At 72.6% G+C, this 17,996-nt stretch carries 20 protein-coding genes and 1 pseudogene; 10 read left to right on the forward strand and 11 right to left on the reverse strand.

Annotated elements, in window-relative coordinates; translation table 11 throughout:
- The coding region (locus tag ACTWPW_RS58300) for a hypothetical protein (RefSeq protein WP_443174129.1) at positions 1 to 293 on the forward strand (293 nt) is incomplete at its 5' end.
- A gap of 77 nt (positions 294 to 370) precedes the next feature.
- Here ACTWPW_RS58300 and ACTWPW_RS58305 read toward each other — a convergent pair.
- Entirely contained in the window at positions 371 to 868 is a 498-nt protein-coding gene (locus ACTWPW_RS58305; RefSeq protein ID WP_375112264.1) for a DinB family protein, read from the reverse strand.
- A gap of 108 nt (positions 869 to 976) precedes the next feature.
- On the opposite strand from ACTWPW_RS58305, the gene ACTWPW_RS58310 reads away from it, so the two are divergent.
- A complete protein-coding gene (locus ACTWPW_RS58310; protein ID WP_375112265.1) occupies positions 977 to 1,339 on the forward strand; it encodes a hypothetical protein in 363 nt (120 codons plus the stop codon).
- A gap of 15 nt (positions 1,340 to 1,354) precedes the next feature.
- Here ACTWPW_RS58310 and ACTWPW_RS58315 read toward each other — a convergent pair whose 3' ends face one another.
- From ACTWPW_RS58315 to ACTWPW_RS58330, 4 genes are all read right to left on the reverse strand, one after another.
- A complete protein-coding gene (locus ACTWPW_RS58315) occupies positions 1,355 to 1,477 on the reverse strand; it encodes a hypothetical protein (protein ID WP_375112266.1) in 123 nt (40 codons plus the stop codon).
- A 9-nt stretch (positions 1,478 to 1,486) separates the two neighbouring features.
- Positions 1,487 to 2,266, reverse strand: coding sequence for a zf-HC2 domain-containing protein (locus ACTWPW_RS58320; protein ID WP_443174130.1), 780 nt, complete (start codon positions 2,264 to 2,266; stop codon positions 1,487 to 1,489).
- A complete protein-coding gene (locus tag ACTWPW_RS58325) occupies positions 2,263 to 2,553 on the reverse strand; it encodes an RNA polymerase sigma factor (protein WP_443174131.1) in 291 nt (96 codons plus the stop codon). The genes ACTWPW_RS58320 and ACTWPW_RS58325 overlap by 4 nt, the downstream gene beginning before the upstream one ends.
- A 109-nt stretch (positions 2,554 to 2,662) precedes the next feature.
- A complete protein-coding gene (locus ACTWPW_RS58330) occupies positions 2,663 to 2,842 on the reverse strand; it encodes a hypothetical protein (protein WP_443174132.1) in 180 nt (59 codons plus the stop codon).
- Positions 2,843 to 3,137: 295 nt separating this feature from the next.
- Here ACTWPW_RS58330 and rsgA point away from each other — a divergent pair, with 295 nt between their 5' ends.
- Both rsgA and ACTWPW_RS58340 read left to right on the forward strand, forming a co-directional pair.
- The gene (gene rsgA, locus ACTWPW_RS58335) at positions 3,138 to 4,220 is read left to right on the forward strand and encodes a ribosome small subunit-dependent GTPase A (protein ID WP_443174133.1); all 1,083 of its coding nucleotides are present in this window, start codon (positions 3,138 to 3,140) and stop codon (positions 4,218 to 4,220) included.
- Positions 4,221 to 4,252: 32 nt separating this feature from the next.
- The gene (locus ACTWPW_RS58340) at positions 4,253 to 4,765 is read left to right on the forward strand and encodes a GNAT family N-acetyltransferase (protein ID WP_375112270.1); all 513 of its coding nucleotides are present in this window, start codon (positions 4,253 to 4,255) and stop codon (positions 4,763 to 4,765) included.
- Between the two features lie 126 nt (positions 4,766 to 4,891).
- Here the strand turns inward: ACTWPW_RS58340 and ACTWPW_RS58345 are convergent, their stop codons facing one another.
- On the reverse strand, positions 4,892 to 5,575 hold the full coding sequence (locus tag ACTWPW_RS58345) for a GntR family transcriptional regulator (protein ID WP_375112271.1): 684 nt from the start codon (positions 5,573 to 5,575) through the stop codon (positions 4,892 to 4,894).
- Positions 5,576 to 5,785: 210 nt separating this feature from the next.
- On the opposite strand from ACTWPW_RS58345, the gene ACTWPW_RS58350 reads away from it, so the two are divergent.
- Positions 5,786 to 6,136 carry a DAK2 domain-containing protein gene (locus ACTWPW_RS58350; RefSeq protein WP_443174134.1) on the forward strand — a complete coding sequence of 117 codons (351 nt, stop codon included), beginning with the start codon at positions 5,786 to 5,788 and terminating at the stop codon, positions 6,134 to 6,136.
- Positions 6,137 to 6,326: 190 nt separating this feature from the next.
- Here ACTWPW_RS58350 and ACTWPW_RS58355 read toward each other — a convergent pair whose 3' ends face one another.
- Together ACTWPW_RS58355 and ACTWPW_RS58360 are read right to left on the reverse strand one after the other, a co-directional pair.
- Positions 6,327 to 6,962 (reverse strand): transcriptional regulator, encoded by a 636-nt coding sequence (locus ACTWPW_RS58355; protein WP_443174135.1) that lies wholly within the window; start codon positions 6,960 to 6,962, stop codon positions 6,327 to 6,329.
- Complete coding sequence (locus ACTWPW_RS58360) at positions 6,959 to 7,351, reverse strand: DNA-binding protein (RefSeq protein WP_443174136.1); 393 nt, start codon at positions 7,349 to 7,351, stop codon at positions 6,959 to 6,961. Before ACTWPW_RS58360 ends, ACTWPW_RS58355 begins: the two co-directional genes overlap by 4 nt.
- 60 nt (positions 7,352 to 7,411) lie before the next feature.
- Between ACTWPW_RS58360 and ACTWPW_RS58365 the strand changes: the two genes are divergently transcribed.
- A complete protein-coding gene (locus ACTWPW_RS58365; RefSeq protein WP_443174137.1) occupies positions 7,412 to 8,659 on the forward strand; it encodes a PEP/pyruvate-binding domain-containing protein in 1,248 nt (415 codons plus the stop codon).
- A 109-nt stretch (positions 8,660 to 8,768) separates the two neighbouring features.
- Complete coding sequence (locus tag ACTWPW_RS58370; protein ID WP_443174138.1) at positions 8,769 to 9,383, forward strand: histidine phosphatase family protein; 615 nt, start codon at positions 8,769 to 8,771, stop codon at positions 9,381 to 9,383.
- Between the two features lie 37 nt (positions 9,384 to 9,420).
- On the opposite strand, the gene ACTWPW_RS58375 is transcribed toward ACTWPW_RS58370, so the two are convergent.
- The gene (locus tag ACTWPW_RS58375; protein WP_443174139.1) at positions 9,421 to 9,966 is read right to left on the reverse strand and encodes a dihydrofolate reductase family protein; all 546 of its coding nucleotides are present in this window, start codon (positions 9,964 to 9,966) and stop codon (positions 9,421 to 9,423) included.
- Positions 9,967 to 10,098: 132 nt separating this feature from the next.
- On the opposite strand from ACTWPW_RS58375, the gene ACTWPW_RS58380 reads away from it, so the two are divergent.
- Positions 10,099 to 10,569, forward strand: a complete 471-nt coding sequence (locus tag ACTWPW_RS58380) for a pyridoxamine 5'-phosphate oxidase family protein (protein WP_375112278.1) — start codon at positions 10,099 to 10,101, stop codon at positions 10,567 to 10,569.
- A gap of 134 nt (positions 10,570 to 10,703) precedes the next feature.
- Here ACTWPW_RS58380 and ACTWPW_RS58385 read toward each other — a convergent pair whose 3' ends face one another.
- Positions 10,704 to 11,465 (reverse strand): SDR family NAD(P)-dependent oxidoreductase, encoded by a 762-nt coding sequence (locus ACTWPW_RS58385; RefSeq protein ID WP_443174140.1) that lies wholly within the window; start codon positions 11,463 to 11,465, stop codon positions 10,704 to 10,706.
- 239 nt (positions 11,466 to 11,704) lie between these two features.
- On the opposite strand from ACTWPW_RS58385, the pseudogene ACTWPW_RS58390 reads away from it, so the two are divergent.
- Positions 11,705 to 13,995, forward strand: a pseudogene (locus ACTWPW_RS58390) (HelD family protein).
- Positions 13,996 to 14,083: 88 nt separating this feature from the next.
- On the opposite strand, the gene ACTWPW_RS58395 reads toward ACTWPW_RS58390, so the two are convergent.
- Positions 14,084 to 14,536, reverse strand: coding sequence for a MarR family winged helix-turn-helix transcriptional regulator (locus tag ACTWPW_RS58395; RefSeq protein ID WP_443174141.1), 453 nt, complete (start codon positions 14,534 to 14,536; stop codon positions 14,084 to 14,086).
- A 104-nt stretch (positions 14,537 to 14,640) separates the two neighbouring features.
- Between ACTWPW_RS58395 and ACTWPW_RS58400 the strand changes: the two genes are divergently transcribed.
- Positions 14,641 to 17,886, forward strand: coding sequence for an efflux RND transporter permease subunit (locus ACTWPW_RS58400; protein ID WP_443174142.1), 3,246 nt, complete (start codon positions 14,641 to 14,643; stop codon positions 17,884 to 17,886).
- Positions 17,887 to 17,996: the final 110 nt, after the last annotated feature.

The raw sequence follows: 17,996 nt of genomic DNA on the forward strand, positions 1-17,996 counted from the left end.
CCCAGAACATCGTCCCCCACACCTACATCGGCACCGCAACCGCCGGGTCCATACCCACCAAACAGATCGTCGGCGCGTTCAGCCTCGCCGTCGGCCGGTTCTTGCTCGCCCACCACCTGGCCGGCGTGGCGACGGCCGCGTGCGTCGCCCGGGGGGTCGGCGTCACCCTGGGCTGGGTCGGGAGCGTGGGCGGGCTGCTGGCCCTGGTCGCGATCGTCCTGATGCCGGACCTGCGCGTCGCCGGTCCCGGGCCGGCCGCGGGGAAGCCGACGGCCGCCGCCGCGCAGGGGTGATCCAGGTGCGGGCCGTACGGAACCGCCGGGCCGGGGGTGATCCGGGTCCGGGGCGTACGGAACCGGCGGGGCCGGGCTCAGCCTCGGTCCCAGATCCGCCCCGTGGCCCAGGCGTACTCCCAGGCCTGGATGTCCGGCGGCTCGATGCCGAAGCCCGTCAGGATGGCGCAGACCTGCTCGCGATGGTGGTTGGCATGATTGAGGGCCTGGGCCAGGAAGATGCCGGCGCGGACCGCACGCGTTCCCTCGTCGACGACGACCACGCCCTCCACGTCGATCGGCTTGGCCAGCACCTCCTCCCAGACCCGCTCGACCTCCGACGCCCGGGCCGACAGGAGCGGCAGATCGGCCTGCTCCTCGCCGTCCACCCAGGAAAGCTCGATTCCGGCCAGGCGCTGCGCGTAACTTCCGTCCGCGTCGACGATGTGCTGAAGAGTCGCCAGGATGCCGCCGAAAGTGCCGACCCCGCGCACCTCCAGTCGCTCCGCGGAGAAACCCTGATCCCGGCAGAACTCGATGAGCCTCTTCGTCGCCCAGTTGTTGTGACGGATCGCATCGAGCAGGATCTCATTCATGGCCTTTTCCTCCGTCTGGACGCGTAGTCATGATCCTGCGTGGGCACCACTGCCGACGCAACGCATTTACCGCCAGGCGCCTTCACAACGAGATCGAGGAGCGACGAAATGACTATCTGGAGTGGTGAACAGGCACGCGCGTTACGGCCCTGGCTGATCCTTTCGCTCGGCCTGGCCGGCCTGTCGACGATCGTCCTGTTCGCCACCCCGATATACGCGTCGCTGAACGAGGAGGGCGAGAGCTCGGAATATGCCGCCGGCGTCGTCGGCATGCGGGCGCTCTACTTCCTGCTCCCCGTGCTGATCGCGGCGATTCCCCTGGCCTTCGGCCGGATTCTGCCCCGGACGACGTCGATCGCCGCGGCAATGGCCCTGTTCGCCTGGTGCTTCGTCTCGCTGGCGTCCGTAGGGATGTTCTTCCTGCCGTCGGCCGCGTGCATGCTCGTGGCGGCGATTCTCGCGGTCCGGTAGTCCGTCCCGCAGGGGTCACCTGCCCGAGCGGCGCAGGTCGCGGTGGGCGGCGAGCAGGACGAGCGGCGGGAGCGCCAGCGCGGCCGGCCAGCCCCGGTGGACGGCGTCCCAGGTCTTCTCGCGGGCAATGCCGGCCACGGCGACAGGTCACCGGTAAGGAACAGCGAGCCCGCCGGCAGCACGCCCAGCAACGCGCTCGCGGCCAGCGCGGTCTGCCGCCCGCCGACGCGCCGTACCGCGGCTGCCGCCCCGGCGAGTCCCGCCAGCACGCACACCGCGGCCTCCAGCGCGGTGTCGGCCAGCGGCAGCGAAGCCGACGCTCAGCGCGAGGGAGGGCAGCAGCCATCCGGCGCCGCGTCCGGGCGGGCCCGGCAGCCACGGGCTCGCGGCGGCGGTCAGGACGACGGCGGTGGCCAGCACCGCGCCCGCCCGCAGGAGCAGCAGCCGCGGCCCGGCCATCGGGGTGGCGGCCTGCGTCTCGTGGACGGGATCGACGTGCCGCCCGTACGCCGGCGCGATCCCGGCCAGCGGCAGCACCGGCGCCGCGACCAGGAACGCGAGCAGGTACGACGCCCCGACGTCCCGCGTCGCCTGCCCCACCGCCACCGCGCAGGCCAGCACCACCACGACCGCCACCACCCAGGCCCGGCTGAGCGCCGGCGTGGCGACCAGCAGCCGCGCCAGGTGCCCGGGAACTCCGGCCCGGCTCAGCAGCCGCTCGACCGGCCCCGGGCGCGGCCGGTCCACCTCCTCCTCCAGCCGCTCCCAGCCCGCCGCCGGCCACTCCTCCTCGTACGGCACCGCCGCCCGGCACCGCGCGCACCGGGTGAGGTGCGCCTCGACGGACATGACCACGGCCGGTTCGAGCCGCCCGGTGCGGTAACGGTCCATGAGGTCGCCGGGCACGTGCCTGTCCTCGCGGTTCATGCCAGGTCCTCCCTGAGCCGGGCCTTGGCCCGCATGACGCGGGTCTTGACGGTGCCCTCCGGCACGCCGAGCAGGCGCGCGGCCTCCCTGGTGGTCAGCCCGTCCAGGACGGTGGCCTGCAGCGCCGCGCGCAGGTCGGGCGAAAGGCGGGCGAGCGCCGTGCCGAGGTCGCCGTGCTCCACGCCGAGCAGCACGACGTCCTCCCCGGACGCGGCGGGCCCTCGCTCCTCGTCCGGGGCGCGGCCGTCGCCGATCCACCGGTGGCCGGGACCGCCCAGCACCGACACCAGCCGGCGGATGGCGATGGTCCAGATCCACGCGGCGACCTCGCCCTGGCCGCCTGGTAGCGCTTGGCGTCGCGCCAGACGGCGAGGAAGGTGTCCTGGATGGCGTCGTTTACCGCGTCCGGTCGGCGCAGCGGCGGGCCAGGCGGGCCCGCAGCCACGGCGCGTGCCGGCGGTGCAGGATTCGCAGCGCCTCCACCTTGCCGGCCGCGACGGCGGCGACGAGTTCGGCGTCGTCGCTGTCGGGACCGAACGAGGGCGCGTCCCGGTTTCTGGTGAAAAGGCGGTGCACATCAGGTCTATCGCCGGACCGGCCGCTTTCGGTTTCCTCACTCCGCGATCTCGTGCCGGGCATCTCGCCGGGAGTGCTAGGCTGCTGGACGTTTGGCGTTGGAGTTCCGGATGAGAGGGAGGTGAGGTTCGATGACCGCGGTGAAGACCGCTGCCGTGTGCAGCGCCCGGACATTCCTCACGTCCCGGGCCCCGGTCTGACCCACTTCTTCCCCTCGCCGCAGCCGCTGTCCGGCTGACGAGGCGGGGGTGATGCCTGCGTCTCGTCGGGGCCCCTTCCCGCAAGGTGTCTCACGTTGCCCAACCTCTTCACGGATCCGTCCGACGCCGGCCTGTCCCGGTACGGATGGACGACCTCACTCGACCACGCCTTCGCCGCGCACCGCGAGGCCGGCCTCGTACCGGCCCGGATCGCCCGGGTGGACCGCGGTCTGTGCGACGCGGTCACCGGGTCCGGCCCGGTCCGGGCCGACCTCACGGCCCTGCACTCGCCCGACCCGCTGCTGGCGCCCTGCACCGGCGACTGGGCCGCGCTGCGCCCCGGCCGCGAGCCACGCCTGCTGGCCCTGCTGCCCCGGCACAGCGCGATCGTGCGATCGTCGGCGTCACGCACCTCCCACGGGCAGGTGCTGGCCGCCAACGTCGACACCGTCGCCATCGCCGTCTCCCTGGCCGCCCCGCTGGACGCGGCCCGGCTGGAGCGGCTGCTCGCCCTGGCATGGGACAGCGGCGCCAGGCCGCTGATCGTCCTGACCAAGGCCGACCTGGCCACCGACCCCGACGCCGCGCACGCCGAGGCGAGCGCGCTCGCGCCGGGCGTGGACGTCCTGGTCACCAGCGCCACCACCGGCCAGAACATCGACGTGCTGACCGCCCTGCTGGGCGGCACCACGGTCCTGCTCGGAACCTCCGGCGCCGGCAAGTCCAGCCTCGGCAACGCGCTGCTCGGCGACGAACTGCTGGCCACCGGCGAGGTACGCGCGCACGACGGCAAGGGCCGCCACACCACCGTCCGCCGCGAGCTGGTCCCCCTTCCCGGCGGGGGCGTCCTCATCGACACGCCGGGCCTGCGCGCGGTCAGCCGCCACGACGCCGCCGAGGGCCTGGAGCAGGTCTTCGCCGAGATCGAACGCCTCGCCCTGGACTGCCGCTTCGGCGACTGCGCCCACGGCACCGAACCGGGGTGCGCCGTCCGCGCGGCCATCCGGGCGGGCGAGCTGACCGAGCGCCGCCTGGACAGCTACCGCAAGCTGCAACGCGAGAACGCGTGGGCGGCCTCGCGCACCGACGCGCGGCTGCGCGGCGACCGCGTCAACCGGCAGAAGGCCATCACCAGCCATCTGCGCGCCACCTACAGGTTCCGGGACCGGCAGTCGTGACCGGCCACCTCCCACAGAAACGGACTTCACCGATGACCACGTCCTGGATCACCCGCCCCGAGACCGCCGCCGACCTCACCGGGATCCGCGAGGTCAACCTGGCCGCCTTCCCCACCTCCCACGAGGCCGACCTGGTCGAGGCCCTGCGCGCCGACGAGCAGGCGTGGATCCCCGGCCTGTCCTGGGTCAGCGAGGCACCCGACGGCTCCGTCGCCGGATTCGCGCTGCTGACCCGCTGCCACGTCGACGGCTCCCCGGCGCTCACCCTGGGCCCGTGCGCCGTACTTCCCGGGCACCAGCGGCGCGGCGCCGGCTCGGCCGCCATCCGCGCCGCCCTCGACGCCGCCCGGCAGCAGGGGGAGAACCTCGTGCTCGTGCTCGGCCACGCCGAGTACTACCCCCGCTTCGGCTTCGTCCCGGCCTCGCGCCACGCCATCCGGCCGCCCTTCGACGTCGAGGACAAGTACATGATGGCGCTCGTCTTCGACCCGGCCCGGCCCGTGCCGTCCGGCACCATCCGCTACCCGGCCGCGTTCGGCGTCTGACCCGGCCGCTCCTGGGCCGCTCCTGGGCCGCTCCTGGCCCGCCGCTCCGCTCAGGGGCGGCGGGCCCAGGAGCCGGCGACGTCGGCCGGCTCGCCGAGCGCGGCCTTGACACGCTCCCGCGCACGCTCACGTCGTGATCGCCTTGGACTCCATGTCGGCGATCGTCCACTCCTCCACCTCGTCGAGGTGGACGGCGGCGGCCCGCTGGGCGCCGTCGGCGTCGCGGGCGGCCATGGCGTCGAGGATCTCCAGGTGGCGCCGGGTGGAGCCGGCGATGCGGTGCGGGCCGGTGGCGCCCAGCACGCGCAGCCACTGCACGAACGGCTCGGTGGAGGAGCGGGCCTTGATCAGGCGCGCGTTGCCGGTCGCGGCCACGATCTCGTTGTGCAGACGGCTGTCGCTGGCGAAGAACGGCTCATAGTCGCCCCGCTCGGCCTGGCGCAGCGCCTCGACCGCCTCGCCGCGCAGGTCGGCGATCCGCTCCAGCGACATCGAGGCGGCCGCGATCCCGGTCGCGACCCACTCGATGCCCTTGCGGAGCTGGCAGACCTCGCGCACGTCGGTGACGCCCGGCCGGGCCACGAAGGTGCCCGAGCGGGGGCGGGTCACGATGAGCTGGTCGTGCTCGAGACGGGCCAGCGCCTCGCGCACGGGGGTGCGCGAGACGCCGAACTCCGTCGCGACCGCCTGCGGATCGAGCCGGACCCCTGGCGCGTACGTCCCACCGGTGATCCGGTCGCACAGGATCCGGTAGAGCTGGTCCGCGATCGAATCCACGACCAGCGACGAGCCCTTCGACAGAGGCGGCACTATGTCTCCCCTTCGGCGGATGTGTACGGCTAAGCGATCAGATTAGCCGCGCGCAGCGCCGTGGCGATGCGCGCGCGTTCGGCGGGACTCGCGGGCGCGAAGGGCTTGCGCGGCCGCCCGCCGTCGCGTCCCCTGCAGCTGGAGGGCGGCCTTGAGCGTGGCCGGCAGGTTGGGGCCGTCGATGGCCCGCCACGCGGTGAGGATCCGCTCGTGCAGCTCGACCGCGACCCGGAGACGGGCTGGGCGGCCGGGACCGCCGCCGGGCCGGCCGCCATCCAGCGGGTGGGGGAGGCCGAGGTCGGCGACCGTACGCTGGTGGACGCCCTGTCTCCCGCGGTGGCCGAGCTGGAACGCGGCGCCGGCTTCGCGGCGGCGGCACGGGCCGCCTCCGAGGGGGCGCGCGGCACGGCCGACCTCCGCGCCCGCCGCGGCCGCGCCGGCTACGTCGGGGACCTGGCCTGCGGCCTGCCCGACCCCGGCGCGATGGGGCGTGGCACTCCTGTTCCGGGCCCTGGCCTCGGTGCAGAACCCCGAGGGAGGCACCTCCCGGGGACGCGCTGAGCAGCCGGGTTGCTCCGCGCAGTCCCCCGGGAGCCGTACCGGATCCGAACGCGCCGGACGCGGACCCCTGGTGAGGTCGGAGCCGTGACCGCCTTCGCCGGTTCCGGGGCGCTGAGGGAGCGAGGTGGCCGGTGGGGCGCGCCCGGCAGGTGGCGGCGGGCCATCGTGGGTGGGGCGGGGGAGCGTGGGGTCAGGGCTCCGCGTGCCGGTCGATGCCGAGCGTGGCGATGAGGTCTTCGTGGAGCTCGAACCAGACACGATGGCAGGAGTCGACGTCGGTGCGGTCGACCCAGGCGCCCTCCCCGGCTCGGGCGCGCGCCAGGGCTGTGGTGAAGCGGGTGTCGTATCCGCGGAACCGGGTCAGGACGTTCCCGAGCCGCTCTGCGAGTGGCGTGAGCTCGCGGTCGATGGCGGCGAGCTCGTCGAGGATCCGGGCGTCCCACGCGGGATCGGAGTGGTCGTTGACGGCGAGCCGATCCCCGGCGGTGGGCCGGAGCTGCCAGTCGGTGCAGGCGCGGAGCAGGAGGGCGTTGAGCGGGAGGAACTCGCGGTAGATGCCACGGACCTCCTCGGCACCGCCGACGCGGGCGAGCTCGGCCGCCAGCCGGCGCTCGTTCTCGGCCCGGCCCGATTCGGTCAGTGACCAGCCTCCGGTGCCGGCGAAGGCGGTGTGCTCGACCCAGCCGCGCGCCTGGCCGTCGCGCAGCGCCTGTTTCGTCTTGGTCTCGTCGAGCCCGTACCGATGAGCGATCGCCGGGGTGTCCGCGTACCCGGAGATGCGCACGGCGTGCAGGACCAGGAGGCCGGAGGAGGATTCCCGCGTCACGAGCCGGCGTCCTGCCGTGCTGCCAGGCGGTGGTAGTGCTGCTGGCACGCCTGCGGGGAGTTGAACCCCATCGCGTGCGCCATCTGCGCCCAGGTGAGCCCTGCGCTCCGGGCCGTGAACAGCAGGCCGGATTCGAGTCCTTCGACCTCGGCGCGGGCGGCGGGCAGGAGGGCGAGCGCGCGCAAGATGTCCTCCGGGGCCAGGTCGGCGTGGCGCCAGACGGCGAACTGCACGAGGTCGACCGCTGATGGCGGGACGGGCGGGGGCCGCCACGGGCGGGCTTCGAGCGCGTCCGCGCCCAGGGTCAGGAGGTGCTCGCGCGCGTCCTGCTCACGTTGGGCCTGGACGTGGTCGGCGTGCACGTGGTCGATGTCCGGGTTGCGTGCCATGCGACTCATGATGCACAATCAACAAATTGTTGTCAACAAACTATTGAAAGGCGGGAGCGGGTGATCGTACCCTTGGCGCAGGCTGCCGCCGACACGTGCGGGGGCAAGGCCGGCGCGCTCGGCGCGTTGCTCCGCGCGGGTCTGCCGGTGCCCGACGGCTTCGTCGTCCCGTTCGCCGCTCACCTCGCCGCGGTCCGCGACCTGGACCTCGGGCGGTTCGCCGGCGAGCCGGACGATCCTGAGGCGACGCGGCAGGCGATCGAGGCCCTCCCGGTCCACGCCGCCCTGCTCGGCGCGCTGGAACGCGCACTCCGCGAGCTCGGCGATCCGCCCGTGGCGGTGAGGTCGTCGGCGGCGGACGAGGACACCGGCCAGGCATCGGCGGCCGGTCAGCACGAGAGCTTCCTCGCCGTGCACGGGTCCGGCGAGGTCGCCGAGGCCGTACGTGCCTGCTGGGCCTCGCTGTTCTCCCCCCGTGCCGTCGGCTACCGTGGCGCCTCCGGCCGCGACGGGCGGCCGTTCGGCGATCTCGCGATGGCCGTCATCGTCCAGCGCCATCTGGACGCCGAGGCGTCCGGGGTCATGTTCACCCCCGCGGACCCGAACGGCGCGACCGAGATCGAGGCGTCCTGGGGCCTCGGCCCCAGCATCGTCGGGGGCACGGTCACCCCTGACGCCTACCGGGTCGCCGAGGACGGGTCGGTCACACGCACCATCGCCGACAAACGGACCCGCCTTGACCGGCGCGGCAGGCGACTCGTCACGCGCGACGTGTCCACCCTCGCCCGGCGCCGGCCGACGATCGACGACGCGACCGCCACGCAGCTCGCCAAGCTGGGTGAAGAGATCGCCGCCGTGTTCGGTGGACCGCAGGACATCGAGTGGGCGATCGCCGACGGCCGTACCTGGGTCCTGCAAGCACGGCCGGTCACCGCCGCGCTCCCGCCGCCGGCATCGCCCGTCGGCGTCCCGGGCAGCTCGGCCGCCGCCCTCACCGGAACGCCGGGCAGCCGCGGGAGCGTGACCGGCACCGCGAGGATCGTCCGCGGTCCCGGCGACTTCGCGCGCGTGCGCCCGGGCGACATCCTGGTGTGCCCCTTCACCGATCCCGCCTGGACGCCGCTGCTGCGCATCGCCGCCGGTGTCGTCACCGAAACCGGAGGCGTGCTCTCCCACGCCGCGATCGTCGCCCGGGAGCACGCCATCCCCGCCGTCCTCGGTGTCCCGAATGCGACGGACCGGCTCCACGACGGCACCGTCATCACCGTCGACGGCACCACCGGCACCGTCACGGCGGCGAACGCGTGACCGACCGCACCGCCGCCTCGGTCGCGTCAGGCCAGGCGCCGACCCCACACCCACGGATCGAAAGGAGAGGGGAAGCGGACCCGCCCGGGCGCCGCGTCCCTCGCTGCTCATGGCAACTCGACACCTCTACCTGGCACGCCACGGCGCGGCCGACGCGTTCGGGGAACTCACCGACATCGGCCACCGGCAGGCGAGCCTGCTGGGCGAACGGCTCGCCGGCGTGCCGGTCGACGCCGTGTGGCACTCTCCGCTGCCCCGCGCCGTGGCCAGCGCCCACGAACTCGCCCGGCATCTGCCGGACGTGCCCGTGATGGAGGCCGCCGAACTCGTCGACCACGTGCCGTACGTCCCCGGTGCGGCCGAGACACCCCCGTCCTGGGCCGGCTTCTTCGACGGCTACGACGCCGCCGAGGCGGCCTCGGGCCAGAGGCTTGCCGAGGCCCTGGTCACCCGGTTCGCCAGGGTCCCGGACCGGACCTCGAACGGGACCCCGCCCGACACGCACGAGATCCTGGTGACGCACGCCTACCCGATCGCGTGGCTGGTGCGGCACGCGCTGGACGCGCCGCCGTCCCGGTGGCTCGGGCTGAACAGCGCCAACACCGCGCTGACGGTCATCGAGTACCGCAACGGCCTGCCGCCCACGATCGTGATGTTCAACGACATGAGCCACCTCCCGCCCGGCCTGCGCTGGACCGGGTTCCCGGCAGTCATGAGGCCGTGAGGTGGCATCGCCGGGTCGTGACAAGGACTTCGCCTGGTCAGGCCGGATGTTCGACCGCGTACGTGGACTGCACGACCCCGGCCCCGAACACCTTGGTCGACAGATGGGTGAGCGGGACATCCCGGCCGGCCGGGCCGAACAGCGGCAGCCCCGTGCCGATCAGCACCGGCACCGTGGTGAGCGTGATCTCGTCGATCAGTCCCGCGCGCAGGAAGGTGCGGATGACCTGCCCGCCGTCGACGTACACGCTCTTGGTCCCGCGTTCGGCCAGCCCGCGCACGAGCGTGTCGAGGTCGCGGTAGACGGTGACGCGCGGGTCGGCGCCGGCCTCCAGGGTGGTGCTCAGGACGGCGGTGTGCCGGCCCTCGTGCGGCCACGGGTCGTAGGTGAGACCCGGCTCGTACGTGCCGCGCCCCATGACGACGGCGTCGATGCCGCTGATGAACTCGTCGTAGCCCAGGTCGTCCCCGGCGGCCTCGCCCCTGCTGGTCAGCCAGCCGAGGTCGCCGTCCTCGCGGGCGATGAACCCGTCCAGGCTGATGCCGATGAACACCGCTGACTTGAACGGCCGGTCTGCGTACATGCGCACTCCCCATTTATAAATGAGTCTTCGTTTACAAACGTAGCGAGACCCGCCCGGGTTTGTAAACCGGCGTTCAAGAACGCGGGGAGCGGTGCGTGGATTCTGTCGGCGGCGGTGTCCATGATGGGGGCCATGGCCTCATGGCAAGAGTTCGATCGGCAGGCGCCGGAGCTGGCCCGGGTCGCGCGGCGGCTGATGGACGCCTACAGGCACAAGGTCCTGGCGACCTTGCGCAAGGACGGCTCGCCGCGGGTGAGCGGGGTCGAGACGAGCTTCAAGGACGGCGAGCTGTGGACCGGGTCGATGTCGCAGGCGGTCAAGGCGGCCGACCTGCTGCGGGATCCGCGGATGGCGATCCACGTGACCTCCCGCGCTCCCGAAGGGGAGGATCCGTCCACCTGGGAGGGCGACCTGAAGCTGGCCGGGCGGGCGGTGGAGATCACCGATGCGGCGGTGCTGGCGTCGTACGGGATGCCCGGTCCGGGCTCGCACCTGTTCCGGATCGAGCTGACCGAGGTGGCGTGGACCAGGGTGGAGGGCGACGAGATCGTCATCGACGGCTGGCGCGAGGGGGTGGGGGTGCGGCAGTTCCGCCGCAAGTGATCTACAACGTAAAGGCGCCCGCCGACGGTCGCGGGTCGCCGTTCGGGACAGCCTGGGACGAGGAGGCGGGTGTCGTCCGCCTGCTCGACCGGCCTGGAAGCGACCGGCCCGGAAGCGACCGGGCCAGCGCGGGGTCAGTGGACGGAGAAGCCGCCGTCGACGAAGAGCATCTGGCCGGTGACGAACGCGGAGGCGTCGCCTGCCAGGAACACGGCGGCGCCCGCGAAGTCCTGCGGGAGGCCGTTGCGGCCGATCATGTGGCGGGCGGCGAGGGCTTCGACGCGGCCGGGGATGGCCTTGGTGGGCTCGGTGAGCGGAGTCAGCACGAAGCCGGGGATGATCGTGTTGACGCACACGCCGTCGGCCGACCAGGCCTCGGCCTGGGAGCGGGTCAGGCCGGCGAGGGCGGCCTTGGCGGCACCGTAGACGCCGCTGTTGCCGAAGGCGCTGATGGACTGCTGGGAGCCGATGTTGATGATGCGTCCCCAGCCGCGACCGGCCATCTTCGGCCCGTGGTGCTGGCCGAGCAGGTAGGGGGCGGTGAGGTTGACGGCGAGGGTGCGTTCGTAGTCGTCGGGGGTGAGGTCGGCCATTGGCTTGCGGATGTTGTTGCCGGCGTCGTTGACCAGGATGTCGATGTCGCCGGTGGTGTCGCAGACGCGCTGGACGTCGTCGCGGTCACCGAGGTCGGCGCTGATCCAGGAGGCGGTGACGCCGTGCCCGCGCAGCCGGGTGGCGGCCTGCTCCAGCTCGGCCGGCCGGCGGGCGACCAGCACGACCTCGGCCCCGGCGCGCCCGACGGCCTCGGCGATGGCGTACCCGATTCCGGAGCTGCCGCCGGTCACCAGCGCGCGCCGGCCGTGGAGGGAGAACAGCTCCCGCAGATAGTCCGACATGGACGGTCAAGCTAGCAGCCGCGCTGACACCCAGGGGCCTGGGGTTCGGTTCCGGGCAGGTTGGCGCGCCGGCACGGGTGGTCACGGCGCGGAGGGTGCGGGAGGCGGGCCGGTCCTGTGGCAGCTGACCTGGCCGCATGAGGGGAGGGTTTGCGCGCGGGCGGGCGCGGGGATAGGCTCGAACACTGCAAATCGACAGCCGGGCCTTCACAAGACTCCCGATAGGAGTATACCACGGAATGACTAACCGTCAAGATGGTCTCGCGCAAGCCCTTGACAGCGAGCAGCGTGCTGTGACCTGGCTCTACGGCAGGCTCGACGTCGCCAGGGAGCGGGCGCGGGAGACGCTGCGTACGGTCTACGCCAGGGGCGGGTCCTCGGGAACGACGCGGCAGGCGATGGTCGAGCGCGAGGTGCTGGCCTCGGAGCAGGCGCGGCGGCTGGCGCAGCTCAACGCGGTCGAGCGGGGCCTGTGTTTCGGCCGGATCGACGACGCCTCGGGGGAGGGCACCTACATCGGCCGGATCGGGCTGCGTGACGAGGGGCACGAGTCGGTGCTGATCGACTGGCGGGCGCCGGCGGCGCGGCCGTTCTACGTGGCCACGGCCACCGATCCGGGTGGCCTGGTGCGGCGCCGGCATCTGCATCTGAAGGACCGTCAGGTGGTGGGCATAGACGACGAGGTGTTCGACCTGGAGGGGATGAGCGAGGGGGACCGGCGCACGCTGGTGGGCGAGGCGGCGCTGCTGGCGGCGTTGCGGCGGGGCCGTACGGGGCGGATGGGCGACGTGGTGGCCACCATCCAGACCGAGCAGGACCGGGTGATCCGCTCCTCGCTGCAGGGGGCGCTGGTGGTGCAGGGCGGGCCGGGCACCGGCAAGACGGTGGCGGCGCTGCACCGGGCGGCGTACCTGCTCTACACTCACCGCGACACGCTCGAGCGGCGCGGGGTGCTGGTGGTGGGCCCCAACCCGATGTTCCTGCGGTACATCGGGCAGGTGCTGCCGGCGCTGGGTGAGACGCAGGTGGTGATGACCACGGTCGGTGAGATGTTCCCGGGGGTGCGGGCGGTCGCGGCCGACCGGCCGGCGACGGCGGTGGTCAAGGGCGACGTGCGGATGGCCGAGGTGGTGGCCGGGGCGCTGGCGCTGCGCCAGCGGGTGCCGGAGGGCGAGCTGGTGGTGGAGCTGGACGGGCTGCGGCTGCGGGTGCCGCACGAGACGTGCGCGCGGCTGCGCGAGCGGGCGCGGGCGGTGCGGCTGCCGCACAACATGGCCCGCAAGCTGTACGTCACCGAGATGCTCAAGGAGCTGGCCAGGGCGGAGGCGCGGGCGCTGGAGGAGTCGCTGCACATCGAGGAGCTGGACGTCGACGAGCCGGAGCTGACCGAGCCGCTCGATCTGGAGGGCGATCTGGACGAGCTGGACCTGGAGCTGGCCTCGGGCCGGTTGTGGGGCGAGCCGGAGGTACGGCGGGCGGTGGACGGGCTGTGGCCGGAGCTGACGCCGCAGCGGCTGGTGTCGGAGCTGCTGTCCTCGCCGGAGACGTTGTGGTCGGTGGCGCCGCCGGGGCTGGACTGGCAGGAGCTGGTGCGCCCGGCCGGCGCCGAGTGGACGGACGGGGACGTGCCGCTGCTGGACGAGGCGGCCGAGCTGCTGGGTGAGGACGACTCCGCGCGGCGGGTGCGGGCCAGGCTGTCCGGGGAGGAGCAGGCCGAGCAGGAGTTGTACGCGCGGGAGGTGCTGGTGACGACGGGCGTGGCCGAGGCGGGCGTCTTCGACCGGGCCGACGTGCTGGCCGAGCGGCATGCCGACGACGGCGTGGGCCTGACCACGGCCGACCGGGCGGTGGCGGATCGTACGTGGGCCTATGGTCACGTGATCGTGGACGAGGCGCAGGAGTGTTGTCGCCGATGGCCTGGCGGATGATCATGCGGCGCGTGCCGGCCAAGTCGCTGACCGTGGTGGGCGACCTGGCGCAGACGGGGTCGGCGGCGGGCGCGCGTACGTGGGGCGAGGTGCTCGACCCGCATCTGGAGGGCCGCTGGCGGGTGGAGCGGCTGCTGGTCAACTACCGCACGCCGGTGGAGATCATGCGGGTGGCGGCGGACGTGCTGCGCGCGTACTCGCCGGGTCAGGAGCCGCCGGAGTCGGTGCGTGAGGGCGAGGCGGAGCCGCGGGCGGTGCGCCTGCCGGTGTCCGGGCTGCCGGAGCTGGTGGAGCGGGAGCTGGCGGCCGTCGCCGGCGGGAGCGGTGAGGGGCGGGTGGGCGTGGTGACGCCGGACGCCCGGCACGCGGAGGTGGCGCGGCTGTTCCCGCGGGGGGACCTGGACGCGCCGGTGGTGGTGCTGACGGTGGGGCAGGCCAAGGGGCTGGAGTTCGACGCGGTCGTAGTGGTGGATCCGGCGGGCATCCTGGAGCAGTCGCCGATGGGCGGCCAGGATCTGTACGTGGCGGTGACGCGGGCGACGCGGCGGCTGACGGTGGTGCACGAGGGCGAGCTGCCGCCGGTCCTGTCCCGCCTGGCCTAAGGAATCTACAATGTAAAGGCGGCGGGTCGGTGCAATCCTCCCGCCGCCCGCTTCGAAAACCCTCAGCCGCGGGAACCGGCGGGGTGGATCAGCCGTTGTCGTGGGAGAGCTTGTCGGCCACGGCGTGGATGGTGCGGGTGACGTGGTCGAGGGCGCGCAGGGTCTCGGTGTCGAGGTGGTCCATGATGCGCTGGTAGTGCTGCACGCCGGCGTTGTTGATCTCTTCGATGAGCGCGGTGCCCTTGGGGGTGAGCTCGACGCGGCGGACGCGGCGGTCGTGGGGGTCCTCGTGGCGGCTGACGAGGCCGTGGGCGACGAGGCGGTCGACGATGCCGGTGACGGTGCCGAGGCCGACTCCGAGGTTGTGGGCGAGGTCCTGTCCGGAGACGGAGCCGTTCATGGACAGGACCATGATGACCTTGAGCTGCCGCATGGTGAGGTTGGAGCTGAACAGGGGGGATTGGTGCTGGGCGAACAGCCGGGCCAGGCCCCGCTGGGTTTCGCCGATCCGGCGGATCAGTTCTTCGCGTTCGTTGCTCACGCTCACCTCTCGCTTCCTGAGAAGGTTATCAGGAAAGCTTCAGTCGTCTAAATATTCGTACAAGGCGAAGTGTTAGTCTGGGGCGAACTCTTGGAGGGGAGCCTATGACCGCATTCGCCCGGTTGAGCTTGGTCAACCGCAGCCTTGTGATCTTGCTGGCGGTCGTGCTCAGCGCGTTCGGCGCGTTCACGATCCCGCAGTTGAAACAGCAGTTGCTGCCGTCTTTGTCGTTCCCGGGCGCCTTCGTGGTCGCGCCGTATCCGGGTGCCTCGCCGGAGATCGTCGAGGATCAGGTCACGGCGCCGATCGAGGACTCCTTCCAGGGGCTGGCCGGGATGGAGCAGATGACCTCGACCTCGAAGGAGGGCCTGGCGCAGATCCAGGTGGCCTTCGAGTACGGCACCGACATCGAGTCCTCGCTGAACAAGATGCAGCAGGCCATCGCCAGGGTGCCCTTGCCCGACGGCGTGGATCCGCAGGTGGTGGCCGGCAACACTGACGACATCCCGGTGCTGGTGCTGGCGGTGGGCGACGGTGGCGACGAGCGGGCGATGGCCGACAAGCTGCGCCGGATCATGGTGCCGGAGCTGCAGGGCGTGGCGGGCGTACGCGAGGCGTCGATCACGGGCACCCGTGACGAGGTCGTGACGATCGAGCCGGACGCCAAGAAGATGGCGGCGGCGGGTGTGTCGGCGGCGCAGATCCCCGAGGTGCTCAAGGCGAACGGCACGCCGATCCCGGCGGGCTCGCTGACCTCCGACGGCAAGTCGCTGACGGTCCAGGTGGGCACGCGGGTCGACTCGGTCGAGAAGCTGAAGGACCTGTACCTGACGCCCGCCCAGCCGGCGGCGACCCCGCAGCAGTCCCAGCCGCAGCAGGCGCGCCCGCAGACCGGGCAGCCGGGGCAGGGGCAGTCCGCCCAGGCCCAGGCACAACAGGCGCAGGCTCAGGCGCAGCTGGTGCGGCCGAAGCCGCTCAAGCCGGTCAAGCTGGGCGAGGTCGCGGACATCACGCGCGGGCTGGCGGACTCGACGACGATCACCCGTACGGACGGCAAGACGAGCCTGGGCGTGTCGGTGACGATGACGCCCGACGGCAACGCGGTGACGATCTCGCACCAGATCCGGGAGAAGCTGCCGGAGCTGACCAAGGCGCTGGGCGACTCCTCGGACACGCAGGTGTCGGTGGTGTTCGACCAGGCGCCGTACGTGGAGCAGTCGATCGAGAGCCTGACCACCGAGGGCCTGCTGGGCCTGGCGTTCGCGGTGCTGGTGATCCTGGTGTTCCTGCTGTCGGTGCGCTCGACGCTGGTGACGGCGGTGTCGATCCCGCTGTCGGTGGTGATCGCGCTGATCGTGCTGTGGGCGGGTGACTACTCGCTCAACATGCTGACGCTGGGCGCGCTGACGATCGCGGTGGGCCGGGTCGTGGACGACTCGATCGTGGTGCTGGAGAACATCAAACGGCATCTGGCCTACGGTGAGGCGCGACTACAGGCGATCCTGACGGCGGTGCGCGAGGTGTCGGGCGCGGTGACGGCCTCGACGCTGACGACGGTGGCGGTGTTCGCGCCGATCGCGATGGTGGGCGGCATGGTGGGCGAGCTGTTCAGCCCGTTCGCCATCACGGTGACGGTGGCGCTGCTGGCCTCGCTGGTGGTGTCGCTGACGGTGGTGCCGGTGCTGGCGTACTGGTTCCTGAAGACGCCGGAGCTGACGCCGGAGCAGGCGCGCAAGCAGCGTGAGGAGGCCGAGGCCAAGGAGCTGCGCTCGCCGCTGCAGCGGGCCTATCTGCCGGTGCTGCGGTTCGCGACGCGGTTCAAGCTGGTGACGGTGCTGATCGGGGTGGCGGTGTTCGTCGGCACGATGGGCCTGGCCGGCGGGCTGCAGACGAACTTCCTGGACTCCTCGGGGCAGAACACGCTGTCGTTGTCGCAGCGGATGCCGGTGGGCACGGACCTGGCCACGACCGACAAGGCGGCCAAGCAGGTCGAGGGCGTGCTGTCGGGCATGGACGCGGTGGAGACCTACCAGGTGAACGTGGGCGGTGGCAACGCCATGCAGGGCGGTGCCGTCGGCGGCGGGGCGGACCGGGTCTCGTACTCGGTGACGTTGAAGGACGGCGCCGACACCGCCAGGGCCGAGCAGGAGCTGCGCGACGGGGTCGCGAAGCTGTCGGGGGTCGGGGAGGTCACGGTCGGCGGCGCCGGTGGTGGCGGGTTCGGCTCCGACACGATCGACGTGATCGTGCGCGCGCCCGACACCGAGACGCTGCGTACGGCGACCGACGCGGTCAAGACGGCGATGGGCGAGGTGTCCGGGCTGCGGGACCTGTCGTCGAACCTGGAGACGAGCGCGCCCCGGGTCGAGGTCGTGGTCGACCGGGAGGAGGCCGCGGAGCGGGGCCTGTCGGAGGCGCAGGTGGGCCAGGCGGTGGCGCAGGCGTTCCGCGGGGCGCCGCTGGGCCAGATCACGCTGGACGGCCGGGCGAGCGACCTGGTGCTGCGTGGCGCTGACGCGCCGGACGACATCAAGGCGATCGAGGACCTGAAGCTGCCCACGGCCGGCGGGCTGGTGAAGCTGTCGTCGGTGGCGGACGTGCGTGAGGTGGCCGGGCCGACGCAGGTGACCAGGATCGACGGCGAGCGGTCGGCGACGGTGTCGGCCAAGGCGGCCGACGCGGGTGACCTGGGTACGGTGACGCAGGCGCTGACGACGAAGCTGGACTCGGTGACGCTGGCCTCGGGCGCCTCCTACGAGATCGGTGGTGTGTCGGCGGACCAGGCCGACGCGTTCGCCGATCTGGGGCTGGCGATGCTGGCGGCGATCGCGATCGTGTTCCTGATCATGGTGGCGACGTTCCGCAGCTTCATCCAGCCGGTGATCCTGCTGGTGTCGGTGCCGTTCGCGGCGACGGGCGCGGTGGGGCTGCTGGTGGCCACGGACACGGCGCTGGGTGTGCCGGCGTTGATCGGCATGCTGATGCTGATCGGCATCGTGGTGACGAACGCGATCGTGCTGATCGACCTGATCAACCAGTACCGTGAGCAGGGCATGGGCGTGGTGGAGGCGGTGATCGAGGGTGGCCGGCGCAGGTTGCGGCCGATCCTGATGACCGCGGTGGCCACGATCTGCGCGCTGACGCCGATGGCGCTGGGGGTGACCGGGTCCGGCGGGTTCATCTCGCAGCCGCTGGCGATCGTGGTGATCGGTGGCCTGATCTCCTCGACGTTGCTGACGCTGGTGCTGGTGCCGACGCTGTACACGGTGGTGGAGCGGGCCAAGGAGCGGATGCGGCGCACGCCGGCCGCGCCGAAGCACGAGGCGAAGGTGCTGACGCCGGCCCAGTGACGCCGGCCCAGTGATGCCGGCCCAGTGACGCCGGCCCAGTGATGCCGGTGTGGTTTCCCGCGCCGACCCCTCATGCGGCGCGGGAGATCGCGGGCCCGGCCATACGGAAT

This window comes from Nonomuraea sp. KM90 (assembly GCF_052246675.1).
In the GTDB taxonomy this organism is placed as follows: Bacteria; Actinomycetota; Actinomycetes; order Streptosporangiales; family Streptosporangiaceae; genus Nonomuraea.